This is a genomic window from Paracrocinitomix mangrovi (assembly GCF_019740355.2).
GTDB lineage: Bacteria > Bacteroidota > Bacteroidia > Flavobacteriales_D > Crocinitomicaceae > Paracrocinitomix > Paracrocinitomix mangrovi.
This window is the reverse complement of the sequence record NZ_CP091819.1, coordinates 639,026-654,621: the sequence shown is the minus strand read 5'-3', so window position 1 is coordinate 654,621 and position 15,596 is coordinate 639,026. Positions and strand designations below refer to the sequence as shown.

Sequence of the window (15,596 nt, the reverse complement as noted above, 5' to 3'; positions counted from 1 at the left end):
ATGAGTAAACCAAAGGTTTCAATACTAATGTCCGTTAAAAATGGAGCGGATTACGTGGATCAATGTCTGGATTCAGTATTATCTCAAGATTTTTTTGAGTGGGAAATGATCATTGTAGATGATAATTCTACTGACAATACCATTGATGTTTTAGGTGACTTTGAAGACAAAGACGAACGTTTTATTATCTCAAATAATCCCGGTGAAGGAATAATTGATGCTTTAGATCATGCTTTTAATTTAAGTACCGGAGAATTTATCACTAGAATGGATGCTGACGATATCATGCCCGTTAACAAAATAGCTACTTTTTATAATGCTTTGAATAATCGTAAGAAAGTGATTGTTACCGGAAGGGTAAAGTACTTTTCAGATAAAGGAGTTTCTGAGGGGTATGTGCGTTATGAAAATTGGTTAAATGAAGTGGTGACAACAGAAAGTTTCGAATCACAACTATTTAGAGAATGTGTTGTAGCTTCTCCCAACTGGATGGTTCACAGAAGTTGTTTTGAAGATGATTTTTCTTTTTCAGACTTAGTGTATCCTGAAGATTATGATCTTGTTTTTAAATGGATTCAATTTGGATATAAATTGGAGGGCATAAATAAAACAACTCACTTATGGAGAGAGCATGAGGATAGAACTTCAAGAAATTGCGCATATTACCAACAGCCTTCATTTTTTAGGCTAAAAACAGCCAGGTTTATAGATAAATTCAGTGAAGATATTGATGGTGTTCAATTAATTGGAAAAGGACAAAAAGGTAAGTTAATAGCAGATTTATTAACTGAGGCCGGAGTTGCATTTAAATGGTATGATCTTAAACCAACTGAAGGCAAACATCAATCTGTACTGGACCTGGAGAAACGTCTTACTATTTTGTCAAATTGGCCAACTGATGAAAAAACGCAATTAGACATTAGTAAATTTTTAAAGCGTAAGGAATTAGTGTTTGGACAAAATCTATGGTTATTTTAACTCACAGATAAATTCAAATTCATACTGGTTCATTTTTTTCGGTTTACTATCAAATAATCCATAAATAGTAGATCCGGTTCCTGTCATTGAGGCGTAAAATGCTCCATAATTTAACAGTTCTTCTTTTACTATTTTTAAAGATGGATACTTGTCAAAGATTCCTTCTTCAAAATCATTTTTTAGAGCAGATAATTGCTTTGGAAAAGGCCTGTCAAAAGGTTTTACAGATCCAAATGTTTCCTGTGTAGAGATGTGAATACCAGTATTGATTAGATAAATGAACTTCCCTTTTAAATCCAACATAGGCGGACTTAGTATTTCGCCTCTTCCGCTCACTAATTTTGGTTTGTTTTCAATGAAAAAAGGACAGTCTGAGCCTATTTGCAAAGCCAATTCTTCCATTTCTATAATCGACAATTTTAAATCAGCTAATTTATTGATCCCCATAATTAAAAAAGCAGCATCAGAAGAGCCTCCTCCAAGTCCTGCACCCAAAGGGATTTGCTTGTGTAGGTGAATCCAGTAATTCTCTATAGGAAAATGTTTTTTTATCAATGAAAAAGTTTTGGTAAGCAAGTTTTCTTTTTCATTTATCTCAATTCCTGAATATGTGAACTGCTGAGTTTTATTTGGAACAATTTCCAAAATATCGAATAAATCTACCGGATAGAATTCACTGTGAATATTGTGAAAGCCATCTGAACGCTTGCTTGTTACATGCAGTCCGATATTGATTTTTGCATTTGGGAAAAGTATCAAGTCTCTATTTTTTTTAAATCTACTGTTAAAAATACGAAGCTATGATTTTTTATAACTGTTGAAAAAAGATTAAATTTGACCCCCAAACCCGATAAAAGGATAAAACATAATATAGATGTCGAATTATTTACCTTTTGAAGAACCGATTGCAAAAATCGTAGAAGAGATTGAAAAAGCCAAAGAAATTGAGGCTAATTCTGGTGTTAACTCTTCTAAAATGGTTAAAGATCTAGAAAAGAAATTAAAAGATACTACTAAAGATATTTTCGCGAAACTTACGCCTTGGCAAAGAGTTCAGCTTTCACGTCATCCAGACAGACCTTATTCATTAGAGTACATCAATTATTTAACTGATGGAACTTTTATTGAATTACATGGAGATAGAAATGTGAAAGATGACAAAGCTATGGTAGGTGGTTTTGGTCAGTTCAATGGACAAACTGTAATGTTTGTTGGACAACAAAAAGGAACCAATACCAAAATGCGTCAATACAGAAACTTTGGGATGCCTAATCCTGAAGGATATAGAAAAGCATTACGATTATTCAGATTAGCTGAAAAATTCAATAAACCAATTGTTACTTTAATTGATACTCCGGGTGCATTTCCTGGTTTAGAAGCAGAGGAAAGAGGACAAGGTGAAGCAATTGCAAGAAACATCTATGAGATGATGAATCTTAAGGTGCCTGTGATTTGTATCATTATTGGAGAAGGAGCTTCTGGAGGAGCATTGGGAATTGGAGTAGGAGATAAGGTCATCATGTTAGAGAATTCATGGTATTCTGTAATTTCTCCTGAAAACTGTTCAACTATTTTGTGGAGAAGTTGGGATTTCAAAGAAAAAGCGGCTGAAGCTTTAAAATTGACATCTACTGACATGAAGGCGCTTAAGATAGTTGATGAAATCATCAAAGAACCTATTGGTGGTGCTCACAGATTTAGAGAAGAAACTTTTAAAAATGTAAAAGATTCAATCATTAAAAATCTTGAATCATTGAGCAAAATGGATGCCCGCAAACGAATGGATGAGAGAATTGACAAATTCTGTCAAATGGGAGTTTTTAAAGGAAAGTAGAGGGTTGAATTCGTATGATTGGAGCAGACTTTGAAAAGATTCACTTTGAGCTTTTCGGATTAGATCTTGTAGAACCCATGGCACTTGTTACAGATACTGTAATGGGAGCACTCAGTATTTATTTCGCTTACAGGCTAAAGAAATTAAATGGAGATCATCCATTTTATCAATATTGGATTTGGTTTTACCTGATTTTCGGTTTTGGTTCATTGTTAGGTGGAATCGGGCACGTAATGTATAATTACTGGGGATTTGTTGGTAAAATTCCTTCATGGATTTCGGGTCCAACATCCGTTTATTTTCTGGAGCAGGCAATGATATCTGTCCATCCTAACAGAAAATCTTTTCAAACACTTAAAATATTGTCATTTTGGAAGTTGATGCTGGTGTTGATAGTGTTTACTTTGATTCTTAGTTTGGTTGATTTAAGTGATAATCCAAGTAAAGGTTTTTTACCTGTAGCTATAAATACTATAGTTGGAGTTTCATTAACAGCCGGGGTTTTAGCTAGATTTTATGTTAAAAAAGGACTGACACCAATCTATAAATACTTTGTTTTTGGTGTACTTGTCATGTTGCCTTCTGCATTTGTGTTTTTGTTGAAGATCAATTTGCATCCATGGTTTGATAAAAACGACTTGAGTCATGTATTGATGATGGCCGGTATCACTTATTTCTATATAGGTGTTAAAAAGCTGTATGCTGGTGGATTCAATAAGGATGCTTATCTTTAATACATGATTTTTGAATTCAAAGGTTTTATTCCCGTAATTGATGAAACAGCTTTTGTTCATCCACAAGCAACGGTGACCGGAAATGTTATCATTGGTAAAAATGTGTACATAGGTCCTGGCTGTGCCTTAAGAGGTGATTGGGGGCAAATTATCATTGAAGATGGTTGCAATGTTCAAGAGAATTGCACCATTCATATGTTCCCTGGAAAATCAATTGTATTACAAGAAGGTGCGCATGTTGGTCATGGCGCTATTGTACATGGTGCAAATCTTGGAAAAAACTGTTTGATAGGAATGAATGCTGTTTTGATGGATGATGCTGAAATAGGAGATGAGTCAATAATCGGTGCGCTTTCCTTTGTATCTGCCAAAATGAAAATTCCAAAAAGAAGTTTGGTGGTGGGTAATCCTGCAAAAATTATCAAGGAAGTAACAGATGAAATGATTGAATGGAAAACAAAAGGAACTCAATTGTATCAGGCTTTGCCAAAAGAGTGTCATGAAACGCTAAGAGAAGTTGAGCCACTAAGAAAAATTGAGGCCAATCGTCCTTCACAAGATTCATTATACGACACCTGGGAATCAATCAAAAATGATAAAGGATAAGTGATTCAACCGATCAATAAACAATCTTTTATACTCCATTTAAAAAGCGTAAATTTACAGTAGACAATCTTCAACAGATGAAAATTCTACTACTCACAGTTTTAGTTGCCCTTTCTTTTACAGGAATGAGTCAATTAAACATGTCACAATTGGGACAACTTGATGTTCCCACCACACATGCAACTTTTTGTAATGATATCTGGGGCTATACTGACGAGTCAAACAATGAATATGCATTAGTGGGTACAGAAGATGGAGTGAGTATTGTAGATGTTACTGATGCTGCGAATCCAGCGGAGATTTTCTGGATTGATGGCATGAATTCAATTTGGAGAGATTTAAAAACTGTAGGAGATTACGTATACGTTACTACAGAAGCAGAAGAAGGATTGTTGATAATAGATTTAGAACCACTGCCATCTTCAACTTCACTTGCATCTACTCATTATACCGGACCTGTTGGAAATGAATGGCATACTGCGCATAATTTATATGCTGCTGACGGATATGTCTATGTTTTTGGATCAGGAAGAGGAAATGGTGGAGTGATTATATTGGATGTAACCACTGATCCAATGAATCCTATAGAAGTAGGAACATTTGACACCTGGTATGCCCATGATGGATATGTACTCAATGATACAGGATACTTTGCACATATCAATGATGGTTTCTTTTCAATAGTAGATCTTACAGACAAAGCAAACCCTGCACTTATTGAAACTTTTGCAACTCCTTCAACTTTTACGCACAATATATGGACCTCTGCTAATGGTGATTATGCTTTTACTTCTGATGAAGTTTCTGGTGGTTATATTGGAGCTTATGATGTTTCAAATCCCGCTAATATTAAATATTTGGATAAGATTCAATCTTCTCCCGGAGCTGGAATTGTACCGCACAATGTACATGTGAAAGGAAATTATTTGTACACCAGTTATTATACAGATGGTGTAGTAGTACACGATATAACACATCCAAATAATTTGGTAGAAGTAGGAAACTATGATACTTCACCTTTAAGTACTCCAAATACAAACGGTTGTTGGGGAGTTTATCCATTTTTACCTTCAGGTAATATTATTGCCACAGATAGACAAGAAGGTGTTTTTGTTTTAGGTGATAATGTTCATGCAGGTGCATTTGTAGAAGGAACGATTACTGAATTTGGATTAGGAAACCCAATTAACAATGTGGATGTCACAATAGATAATCAAAACATTTATGACAATTCTAATGTTTTGGGTGATTATGCTACAGGGATTGTTAATTCCGGAACGTATGATATAACATACAGCAAAGTACTTTATTATCCGCAAACAATTTCAACCACTTTAACAGAAGGAAATGTCTTGATTCAGGACGTTGAGTTGGTGAAAATACCGCAGTATAATGTTACCGTTACTGTATTGGATGCGCAAACGCTTAATCCAGTTGAAGGTGCTCAGGTGGTATTGAATCATACTTTGGTGTCTCACAATGGTATCACAGATGTAAACGGGGAAGCGGTAATTGACTTGTATTATCAAGATAATTATGAAGTGATTGGAGGTAAATGGGGATATATTTCAGATTGCTTTGTAGATACTTTGATTAATAATTCTGTTTCAAACATTACACTTTATGTGAATGAAGGAATTTATGACGATTTTACCTTTGACTATGGTTGGTCAGTATTTGGAGATGCTCAAAAAGGAATGTGGGAAAGAGAGGTGCCAGTTGGAGTAGATGTGAATGGGGTTGTTGAGAATCCTTTTAAAGATGGTTTATTTGATTGCGGAAGTACCGCTTTCATTACAGGTAATGGTTCTACTGCAGGTAACACAGATGAAGTGGAGAATGGTCAAACAACTTTGGTTTCACCCGTTTTTGATTTGACTTCATACAGTGATCCACATATAAATTTCGAGCTTTTTTATTACAATTTTGTGGGACCTTTTTATCCTAATGATACCTTGTTTGTGACATTGTTTAATGGTACCGAAACTGTAGACATTGCAAAATTTCATTTAGATAATACACCACTTAGTTTATGGTATCCATATTCAATTCCTGTTGGTGGATTAATTCAGATGACATCTAATATGCAATTGATTTTAACAATTAGTGATTATGTAGAAACTGTAAATATTTGTGAAGCCGCATTTGATCATTTTAGAGTAACTAATTTTTCAATGGCAAGTGAGGATGAAATAACTGATCAAAACGAGATAAAAATCTATCCAAACCCGTTTAAAAACGTTTTAAATATTTATGCTAAAACAGGTGAATCTGTTGAAATATTGGATGTTAGCGGTAAAATTGTGCTTAAAACTGCCTTTGCTGACCAAATAGATGTTTCTGGCTTAGAAAAAGGAGTTTACATCCTTTCAATTTTTGATGAGAACAATCAAAAAATTGACTCTAAGCGAATCGTTAAAATTTAAGCTTTCACAAAATTTAGGAATTTAAAGCGGCTCATTTCATACCTTTAGGGCATGCTTAAAAAATACATCCCAATTCTTACATTGTTAATTGTTTCTTGTGGTGGAAATGAAACTGCAGAAACTACTGAAGAAAATATTGATACCAATTCAAATTCTGAAATCATAATTGATCAGGAAAGAGTTTCTGCTGTTGAGTTTAATAACGAATTGACTTTCATGCAGCACGATATGTTGTCTTTGGTTTCAGAATTATTTCAATCAGACAGTGCTAATATTGAAGCTAATTACAGCAATATTTTGTTTGAAATTGATATCAAATTAGATAAATTAAGCAAAATGTCTTTTGATGGAACCGAAACTCCGTTTGTTAACGCTATGACTGACTTAGTAGAGTTTTACAAAGAAGAGATGAATGGTGAATTCCAGGAGATAATGCCATTGTTAAAAAAAGCAGATTTATCTTCAGCTGAATTAGATCAGTTAGACGCTTACGACTTAGCATTTGCTAAAAGAGAAAAAGCTATGTTTGAAAAGGTGATAGAGGAGCAAGATAAATTTGCAAAACAGCATAATATTCGTTTAGAAGAACAAGCACAATGAAAAAGTTAAAGATCCTCTTTCTATTAATGATTCCGGTAGTTGCGGCTACCCTGTTTTTTACTTTTAGCATCACCACAAAGCTCAATAAGTATGAAGCTAAAAAAATGGAGAAGCATGAATTATTAAATGCTGAAGCTAGAATGGGGAATATTTGGGAATGGGATATTGAAATGGAAGATATTCCTCTTTCAAAATGGTTTACAGATTGGTTGACAGGTAAAGAGGATGTAATGGAATTGTCTTATGACTTAGATACTGAGGCAAATAAATGGTATAATTCTGCTGTCAAACATGGTTTAATTTTTCTGGGCATTGTAGTAGTTTTTATGATTGCTGTGAATCTATTATATAAAGACAAGCTTGTGCGCAATCAAGCTATTGGTTTGTCATTGGTTATAGCATCCTGTTGTTTTCTTTATTTGGGATTAAATGAACCATTTTTAGAGATAGAAGCCTATAAAGATGACATGCAAATTCAAGTTCCAATTATGGGAATGGACACAAAAATTACTATGGAAGGAAGAGCTTATTTCTTCTATCAAAACAAATCTGTTTTAACGTTGATAAAATTGCTGTACAATGGCGGTAATTACTTTGTGGCAATAGCAGTAATTGTATTCTCTATTTTATTCCCAATTATTAAGTTGACATCTTCTTTTATCATCTTTTTGAATCCGACTGCCAAGGCAGGTAAAAAGGCAATTACCTTGATAGATAAATTAGGAAAATGGAGTATGGCAGATGTTTTTGTTGCTGCTTCATATCTGGCTTATTTTTCTTTTGCTAATACTGAACTTGCCATTGAAACAGGCTCATCAACCTTGATTGGATTGTACTTCTTTACTGCTTTTGTAGTATTCTCAATAGTGTCCGGCATCTTTTTAAAGAGAACCGTGATAAATGCAATGAATCAAAAGGAATTGGAAGAAGCTTAGAATATAAATGGCGGTTGGTTGTATTCCAATTTAATACTTTGGAACATAGACGCCTTGATGTTGATTCTGAATAAAAATGTCCAATTGGTGTTTTGCCAGTGATGGATGTTATTACCAAAATTATCTTGAGTTACCCATTGACCTGTGGCTTGGTCTTTAGCTACAGCACCGTATTGTCTGAATTGCAACATGGCTTCCCAACAATGTAAATCTCTCCAAATTTCAAAATTATAGGTGCTAACAAGGTCTTCATATGGTCTACTGTAAGTTAAATCCTGATACAGATCATTAAACTGTTGTAAGTCAAAGCTTATTCCTCCCTTGAATTTCCATTTTGAGTTTATACTAAAGTCTCCTCCCAATACAACGGTTTGCACAACTTTATAATTGGGTCCGGTAAGCGAGTCTTTATCTGTAATAAGTGTGTGATTTAAATTGTAAGCCACATTTAACTGCCATGGAATGTCAAAGGTAGTAGAATTAGGATCAGTGACTTTCTGGTTTTGATTGGCTGTATTTGCAGTTAAATCGTTCAATTCAGCTTGTTTTTTTCTCCCCGTTTTACTAGTAAAATTAGCATTGACAGTAATATTTGATCTGGTTAACCTTCCAAACCCTTGATTGGCTTCCCAGGCATAATCTTTAGTTAGGTTGTTGTATGCGTCAAAAGCATAAGGACTAACCGTTGCATCACTCTGAAAACTCAGGATATTAAACATTTTAGCCGTTCTAAATTGAAACAAATGATTCCCCATTTTATTGGTATCCTTCAAAAAGTCATAATCTGAGGAGTAATTCAAGGCATCTATAATATTAAAGCTTTTGTCACTGTTATTAACCGTGTCTTTCATGTTTTTGGTCTTCATTTTAACCACATTGGTTAAATTCCAGGATAGTTTTCCGGATGCTCTTGAATCTGAAATAGGATATTTACTATCTGTGTATTTATTTACATTGTAGCTTAGTGCATTAGCCGTATCATTAATGATGTCTGTATTAATAATTTCAGGTGCGTATGATGCAGTAAAAGACGGAGTGGCAGTGTGCTTAAATCTGGTTTCTCTTGGTCCTTTGTATCTAATTAATCCAATAAATTGGGTTCCCATTCTAGCTGAAAACACCAAGTTTCTTGCTGTACCAAATCCATTAACCCTTGTAGTATCCAATAAGGTGTCTGCATAATTCAATGCATGGTCATCATATTGAAAATTCCATACTTCATTGTATGTAGCAGAAGGACTTAAGGTAATTCGGCTTCCGAATAACTTAAGGTTAGCATTGACTACAGCATTTTGCTTAACCCCATTTCTAGAAAAACTGTTGATTTCCTGGATGTTGCCGTTGTTGAACACACTATCTGGGATATCTAATGAATTAGCGGCACTTAAACCATATGTCACTTTAATTTCTTCGTACCATTTTTTTCCGATTTTTTGCTTTCTCATTACGCCTAAATCAAACTGACTCACTGAAAAATTAAAATCCGGTAAATTGATTTGATATCTACTGGTGCTCGAAGTTTGTCTTAAACTGGTGTTCATTGTAGCTGAACCTCTGAATTTCTTGGTTTTCCAGTTTTTAGAGACTTTTAGTGAAGAGTTAAACTGATTAGAAAAGTAATCTTCATTTTCAACTTTTAAGCTGTTTTTACCATTGTTGTCAGATTGAAAGTTGACATCTGAACTAAATTTCCAACTTGGATTTGCCTTTGCGTCTTGTGAATGGTTCCATTTAACTGATATTTTATTATTGATATCCTCATCATAAAAATATCCTTTAAAACGTTCAAATCTCAATGAAAATCCACCTCTGTATTTATAGCGCATATAGTAATTGGTGGTGTTTTCAATAGCAAATCTTCCTGATGTAAAAATGGTTCCTAAAAACTGTGTCTCCCAGCGTTCACCTAAAGGAATGTAGTAACCAAGTCCATCAATACCAAATCCATATTTTTGCTGGTAAGGAAAGCCTGACGGTAAAATCAATCCATGTTTTTTCTTGTCAGAATTAGGAAAGAAAGCAAATGGAGCAGCTAGTGGAGTAGGGACTTTAAAAATTTTCATGTATACAGGTCCCGTTACTACTCTTTCATCCGGAACTATAACCGCCTTGGATAATCTAAAATGGTAATGAGGTGTGTCATTTTCACAGGTAGTGAATTTTCCGTTCTTTAAGTGAATTTGATCATTAGGATGAAATTTAGCTTCTGCCATATGAATATAACCTTCATCCTGCTGTGCTCTTACTTCTCTTATGTATCCTTTTTTTGTTTCAAAATTATACTTGACATACTCACATTGAGATTCTTCACCTTCAGCCTTAAATACAGGTTTCCCAACAGGATTTCCTAAGCTATCTAGCGAGTATGTAGCTAAAACTTCATTATTTGTCAATCCTATTTCAATGTAATCTGCTGTAAGTTCTATTCCTTCATAATCTACATGGGCTTCGCCATATAAAATCACTTTTTCATTAGGGATATCAGCAACAATAGAGTCTCTTGCTTCATATTTTACAGGACCATTCATACCCGATTGAGCATAGGTGGAATTTGCCCAAAACATGGTGTTTATCAACAATACTAAATTGATAACTAGCGATATTTTTACCCCTTTCAGCAACTTTTGGTCTTAACTTTGTTATAAGTCTGTGAAAAAAGCCAACAAAACTAAAACAATTATCAGATCATGCTATCGCATATTAACATAAGACAACCATTATTATTGTTTCTCTTTGTCTTTTTTTCTTTTGCTATATACGGACAAACTGACGATTTGGTGAAGGGAATTAAAACTGTAGTTATAGATGCAGGACACGGAGGTAAGGATCCGGGATGCCATGGAAAGCATTCAAACGAAAAAACAGTTACGCTCAATATCGCATTGAAGTTAGGAAAGGCAATTGAAAAGAGTTTTCCTGATATCAACGTTATCTATACCAGAAAAACTGATGTTTTTGTAGAGTTAAACGAAAGAGCAGCTATTGCCAATAAAAATAATGCAGATCTTTTTATTTGTATTCATGCCAATTCAGGGCCTGAAGCAGCTTTTGGAGCAGAAACTTATGTTTTAGGATTACACAGAACTGAAGCACAGAGAAAAATTGCAGAACGTGAAAACTCTGTAATTGAATTTGAAAATGCTGATGATTATGAGGAATTAACGGCAGATGCGATTATCGCTAGGTCACTACAATTGAGTGTTTATTTAGATCACAGTATCAATCTGGCTGTAAAAATACAAGATGAATTTGAGAAATTAAAAAGACACAATAGAGGTGTTAGACAAGCCGGTTTTTTAGTGCTTTATAAAACAACCATGCCAAGTGTGTTAATTGAAACAGGTTTTTTAACAAATCCAAAAGAAGAGAATTTTCTTGCTGATACTGCTTCGCAAACTTTAATGGCTAGTTCATTATTTGAAGCATTTAAAAAGTATAAAGTAGAATATGAAGGTGCTGATTTGTCTGTCAATTCAACAATCAATGGTATTGATACCACACTTTATGGATTAGAAGAAGCTGAAGTAAAGAAAGAAGAGGTTATTTTTAAAGTGCAAATTGAAACTTCTGAAACTCCTTTGGATGTTACGGCAGAAAGATTTCAGAATATGCCTGTTAAAATGTATCAATCCGGAGGCTTGTACAAATACACGGTTGGACTGTTTAGAGACATTGATAGTGCAAACAAATTAAAGGCAGAGCTTAGAAAGAAAGGCTTTGAACATGCATTTGTAGTTGCTTTTCAAGGAAGCGAAAGGATTGACCTTAATAAGGCAATTAAATTAGTGGAAAACTAACGAATTCATCATTGAACATCTTATATTTACAGTCAATAATTCAATAGGATTATTGATTAGCATAGATGAGAGTATCCAGAGAATTTAAAATAGGAATTTTAGTAGTGCTGTCTGCGCTATTCTTTTTTATAGGGTACAACTTTGTCAAAAACACAGGACCTTTTAAATCATCCAGAACTTTTTATGCCGAGTTTGATCAGGTGAATGGCTTGAGTGCAACGAATGATGTTTTGTTGAACGGAATTGTGATTGGACAAATCAAAGATGTTGACTTAAAACCGGGAGATGCACATAAAGTAGTTGTTGCCTTTTCAATTTATAAAGAGGATTTAAAAATTCCCAAAGAAACTGAATTATGGATGATTAGTGAAGATGTGGTAGGTACTAAGGTATTGGAATTAAGATTGCCGCCAGATTCAGTAAAAGCGTCTTCAGGTTATTATGAAGATGGGGATTATTTCTGGAATGAAAATGTTCATGTTGCCATGGGGATGGATGATCAATTTGAAAGACAAATTATTCCAATTAAAGACAAGACAACAGAATTAGTTGAAAGAGTACAGGGGATCATTGTAAAAGTTTCAGCTTTTTGGGATTCATCAGCTTCATATACCATTGATGCTAGTATGTATGATGTAAGAGGAGCTGTTAACAGGTATAATGAAATGTCTCATAACTTAACCATGTTAACTCAAATGGAAAAGAAAAGGGTGGATGGTATTAAAAGCTCTTTAGCCAATGCTACCGGACAGTATAAAACAATGATGGGTAGGTTTGGTCAGATTTCTACGGATATTTCCAATTTCACAAAACGCATTGGCAGAATAGATTTAAAGGGAACTTCAGCTGAATTAAGTGATAGCTTTGATGATTTAAATGATCAGTTAGCTAATGTTCAAAAAGGAGAAGGTTCAATTGGTAAATGGGCATATACCGGAGTAATTAAAGAGGAAACAAAGAAAATAGATTCTTTGGTGGTTAATTTGTTGAATCACTTGACAGCTAAGCCGGATGACTTTTTTAGTTTTTCAATTTTTGGTTTAAAAAATGAAGGTTATCAACCGGATAAAAACCAAAAACAAACGCTGGACAAGTTGTTGAAAGAGATAGAAGATTCAACTGATGCCGGTAAAACTATAGAATATAAAAATTGATTGTGGAAAAGTGATTTGAATTAATCTTTCATTATGAGATTGCTTCAGATTATTTCCACTATTTTAGCGATTGTTAAACAAAATCCTGGATTTATCCATGAAAGTGTCTAAAGAATTTAAAGTAGGATTACTAGTAGTGTTAGGCTTGCTGCTGCTATTTGTAGGAACCAATTTCCTTAAGGGGAGTAGTATTTTTGGTAAGGACAGAGAGTTTGTAGCTGAGTTTGCTAACTCTGCCGGATTACAACCATCCAATGAAGTACAGTTAAACGGAGTTCGAGTTGGTCAGGTAACTGAGGTTGATTTGAAAGAAGATAACGCTTCAAGAGTTGTGGTTAGATTTACCATTGAGAAAGAAGAGTTGTTATTGCCTACAGATTCAGAAATCTGGTTGATAAGTTCGGATATCCTTGGTACAAAAGCATTAGAGCTTAGAATTCCTTCAGATACAATAGCCAGATCAAATATTGCCTATTACAATGATGGTGATGAAATAGATCCTAATCATGTTTATGCTCAGCAAGATATTCAAGACAGAGTAGAGCAAGAAATCTTACCACTTAAAAAGAAAACAGAGGAACTAATTGGATCTGTAGAGCAAATTATCGTTTCTGTTAATGCATTCTGGGATACCTCTGCTGCAGTAACAATTGATCAAAGCTTATACGAAGTAAGAGATGCCGTTGCTAAGTTCGGTGATTTAGCGAACAATCTTTCTGTAGTTATTTCAAATTCGACAAATGATATTGATGTGATTTTGAAAAATTTGAAAGATATCTCATCTAATTTGGTTGAACAAAATGATACAATTAATACTATCTTAAGTAATCTGGCTTCTGTAACACAAGATTTTTCAGATGCAGATTTGGATACTATCTTTATTTCCACCAAAGAAAATTTAGAACAGCTCAATATTACACTGACAGAATTGAATAAAGGTACCGGAACTTTAGGTAAGTTGTTGTATACAGATAGTCTGCATCAAGAATTAATTGAAACTAATATTGCCCTTCAATCATTGTTAAACGACTTTGATCAGAATCCAAACAAATTTGTGCACTTCTCCCTCTTTGGTAGAAAAACTAAAGGATATCAAACCACAAGTGATAGAGAACAATTACTTGATGATGTGCTTGATTCAGTAGAAGTCGGCAAAAAAATTCAATATCAATAACAAGCTAATTCATATTTAATGGAGATAGGAAGTATTATTTTTATTCTCATTTTCTTAGGTTCTGCAACTTTTTTTGGAATCAAAGTAAAACAGATCATTGATAACATCAAATTAGGAAAGTCTTTGGATCGCTCTGACAATAAAGGTGAGCGAATGAAAACCATGATTAGAGTTGCCTTAGGACAATCAAAAATGGTAACAAGACCAATAGCCGGAATCCTACACATCTTTATTTATGTAGCATTTGTTATCACGCAAGTAGAGTTAATTGAAATTATTATTGATGGTGCAACTGGAAATCATAGAATTTTTTCAGAGCCATTAGGTGGTTTTTACACTTTTGTCATCAGTTTAATTGAAGTGTTGTCATTGTTAGCTTTAATTGCAACTTTCTCATTTTTAGCCAGAAGAAATTTATTAAAGATTCCTCGTTTTGTTAAAAGTGAAATGACAGGATGGCCTAAACTAGATGGTAATATTATATTATACCTTGAGTTTTTGCTTGTAATCTGCATTTTTACAATGAATGGAGCTGATGAAGCTTTAAGATTAAGAGGCGAAAGCCATGCTGCCGGTTCAGGTTCATTTGGATTTGCCATTAGTTCATTTACAGGTGATGCCATTTTTGGTGGTATGGAAACCGGTACACTTCATTTATTGGAAAGAATTGGATGGTGGGGACACTTTGCTGTAGTAATGGCATTCTTATGTTATTTACCATTTTCAAAGCATTTGCACATTTTATGGGCATTCCCTAATGTGTATTTCTCAAACCTTAATCCTAAAGGACAGTTTACTAATATGGAAGCTGTTACTAATGAGGTGAAATTGATGTTGGATCCAAATGCAGATCCATTTGCGGCTCCACCGGCTGATGAAAATGCTGAGCCACAGAAGTTTGGAGCAAAAGACGTTACAGATCTTACTTGGGTGAACATAATGAATGCTTACACCTGTACAGAGTGTGGTAGATGTACATCATCTTGCCCAGCTAATATTACAGGTAAAAAGTTGTCTCCTCGTAAAATCATGATGGATGTAAGGGACAGAGCAGAAGAGGTAGGTAAAGGCTTAAGAAAAAACAAAGATTTTAATGATGGTAAATCACTTTTAGGTGATTACATCACAGAAGAAGAAGTTTGGGCTTGTACATCTTGCAACGCCTGTGTTCAAGAGTGTCCTGTAAATATTGATCCATTGTCAATTATTGTTGATTTAAGAAGGTATTTAGTGATGGAAGAATCAAAAATACCCGCTGAGTTAATGACAATGAATACAAACATTGAAAACAATCAGGCTCCTTGGCAGTTCTCTCCTTCAGATAGATTGAACTGGAAAGACGAAGATTAATTTATTAC

General features: G+C 34.3%; 13 protein-coding genes. 11 read left to right on the top strand and 2 right to left on the bottom strand.

The annotated features are described in order from the left end of the window. On the top strand, nt 1-978 hold the full coding sequence (locus tag K6119_RS02885) for a glycosyltransferase family 2 protein (protein WP_221833835.1): 978 nt from the start codon (nt 1-3) through the stop codon (nt 976-978). On the opposite strand, the gene ispE is transcribed toward K6119_RS02885, so the two are convergent. Beyond that, entirely contained in the window at nt 970-1,737 is a 768-nt protein-coding gene (gene ispE, locus K6119_RS02880; protein ID WP_221833837.1) for a 4-(cytidine 5'-diphospho)-2-C-methyl-D-erythritol kinase, read from the bottom strand. The genes K6119_RS02885 and ispE overlap by 9 nt on opposite strands. 115 nt (nt 1,738-1,852) lie before the next feature. Here ispE and K6119_RS02875 point away from each other — a divergent pair, with 115 nt between their 5' ends. The 6 genes from K6119_RS02875 to K6119_RS02850 all read left to right on the top strand — a co-directional run bounded on the left by K6119_RS02875 (nt 1,853) and on the right by K6119_RS02850 (nt 8,113). Further along, entirely contained in the window at nt 1,853-2,812 is a 960-nt protein-coding gene (locus K6119_RS02875) for an acetyl-CoA carboxylase carboxyltransferase subunit alpha (protein WP_221833840.1), read from the top strand. Nucleotides 2,813-2,826: 14 nt separating this feature from the next. After that, nucleotides 2,827-3,546, top strand: coding sequence for a DUF6962 family protein (locus K6119_RS02870; RefSeq protein WP_221833842.1), 720 nt, complete (start codon nt 2,827-2,829; stop codon nt 3,544-3,546). 3 nt (nt 3,547-3,549) lie between these two features. Next, nucleotides 3,550-4,152 carry an acyltransferase gene (locus K6119_RS02865; protein ID WP_221833844.1) on the top strand — a complete coding sequence of 201 codons (603 nt, stop codon included), beginning with the start codon at nt 3,550-3,552 and terminating at the stop codon, nt 4,150-4,152. 77 nt (nt 4,153-4,229) lie between these two features. Then, a complete protein-coding gene (locus K6119_RS02860; RefSeq protein ID WP_221833846.1) occupies nt 4,230-6,578 on the top strand; it encodes a choice-of-anchor B family protein in 2,349 nt (782 codons plus the stop codon). A gap of 51 nt (nt 6,579-6,629) precedes the next feature. Next, nucleotides 6,630-7,178: an LIC11966 family surface protein gene (locus K6119_RS02855; RefSeq protein WP_221833848.1), complete on the top strand. Its 549-nt coding sequence runs from the start codon at nt 6,630-6,632 to the stop codon at nt 7,176-7,178. Further along, nucleotides 7,175-8,113 carry a paraquat-inducible protein A gene (locus K6119_RS02850; protein WP_221833850.1) on the top strand — a complete coding sequence of 313 codons (939 nt, stop codon included), beginning with the start codon at nt 7,175-7,177 and terminating at the stop codon, nt 8,111-8,113. Before K6119_RS02855 ends, K6119_RS02850 begins: the two co-directional genes overlap by 4 nt. On the opposite strand, the gene K6119_RS02845 is transcribed toward K6119_RS02850, so the two are convergent. Then, nucleotides 8,110-10,677 carry a putative LPS assembly protein LptD gene (locus tag K6119_RS02845; RefSeq protein ID WP_221833851.1) on the bottom strand — a complete coding sequence of 856 codons (2,568 nt, stop codon included), beginning with the start codon at nt 10,675-10,677 and terminating at the stop codon, nt 8,110-8,112. The two genes, K6119_RS02850 and K6119_RS02845, sit on opposite strands and share 4 nt — an antisense overlap. Nucleotides 10,678-10,890: 213 nt before the next feature. On the opposite strand from K6119_RS02845, the gene K6119_RS02840 reads away from it, so the two are divergent. The 4 genes from K6119_RS02840 to K6119_RS02825 all read left to right on the top strand — a co-directional run bounded on the left by K6119_RS02840 (nt 10,891) and on the right by K6119_RS02825 (nt 15,588). Further along, nucleotides 10,891-11,910: an N-acetylmuramoyl-L-alanine amidase family protein gene (locus tag K6119_RS02840; protein WP_221833852.1), complete on the top strand. Its 1,020-nt coding sequence runs from the start codon at nt 10,891-10,893 to the stop codon at nt 11,908-11,910. Between the two features lie 65 nt (nt 11,911-11,975). Continuing rightward, nucleotides 11,976-13,064 (top strand): MlaD family protein, encoded by a 1,089-nt coding sequence (locus K6119_RS02835; RefSeq protein WP_221833853.1) that lies wholly within the window; start codon nt 11,976-11,978, stop codon nt 13,062-13,064. A gap of 97 nt (nt 13,065-13,161) precedes the next feature. Continuing rightward, entirely contained in the window at nt 13,162-14,238 is a 1,077-nt protein-coding gene (locus tag K6119_RS02830) for an MlaD family protein (protein WP_221833854.1), read from the top strand. A gap of 18 nt (nt 14,239-14,256) precedes the next feature. Beyond that, the gene (locus K6119_RS02825) at nt 14,257-15,588 is read left to right on the top strand and encodes a 4Fe-4S dicluster domain-containing protein (protein ID WP_221833855.1); all 1,332 of its coding nucleotides are present in this window, start codon (nt 14,257-14,259) and stop codon (nt 15,586-15,588) included. Nucleotides 15,589-15,596: the final 8 nt, after the last annotated feature.

Excerpts from the sequence above, each read along its gene's own strand:
- K6119_RS02855 (WP_221833848.1), top strand. The coding sequence starts at position 6,630 with ATGCTTAAAAAATACATCCCAATTCTTACATTGTTAATTGTTTCTTGT.
- K6119_RS02830 (WP_221833854.1), top strand. The coding sequence starts at position 13,162 with ATGAAAGTGTCTAAAGAATTTAAAGTAGGATTACTAGTAGTGTTAGGC.
- K6119_RS02825 (WP_221833855.1), top strand. The coding sequence starts at position 14,257 with ATGGAGATAGGAAGTATTATTTTTATTCTCATTTTCTTAGGTTCTGCA.
- K6119_RS02845 (WP_221833851.1), bottom strand. The coding sequence starts at position 10,677 with ATGTTTTGGGCAAATTCCACCTATGCTCAATCGGGTATGAATGGTCCT.
- K6119_RS02865 (WP_221833844.1), top strand. The coding sequence starts at position 3,550 with ATGATTTTTGAATTCAAAGGTTTTATTCCCGTAATTGATGAAACAGCT.
- K6119_RS02875 (WP_221833840.1), top strand. The coding sequence starts at position 1,853 with ATGTCGAATTATTTACCTTTTGAAGAACCGATTGCAAAAATCGTAGAA.
- K6119_RS02870 (WP_221833842.1), top strand. The coding sequence starts at position 2,827 with ATGATTGGAGCAGACTTTGAAAAGATTCACTTTGAGCTTTTCGGATTA.
- K6119_RS02860 (WP_221833846.1), top strand. The coding sequence starts at position 4,230 with ATGAAAATTCTACTACTCACAGTTTTAGTTGCCCTTTCTTTTACAGGA.
- K6119_RS02850 (WP_221833850.1), top strand. The coding sequence starts at position 7,175 with ATGAAAAAGTTAAAGATCCTCTTTCTATTAATGATTCCGGTAGTTGCG.
- K6119_RS02885 (WP_221833835.1), top strand. The coding sequence starts at position 1 with ATGAGTAAACCAAAGGTTTCAATACTAATGTCCGTTAAAAATGGAGCG.
- K6119_RS02835 (WP_221833853.1), top strand. The coding sequence starts at position 11,976 with ATGAGAGTATCCAGAGAATTTAAAATAGGAATTTTAGTAGTGCTGTCT.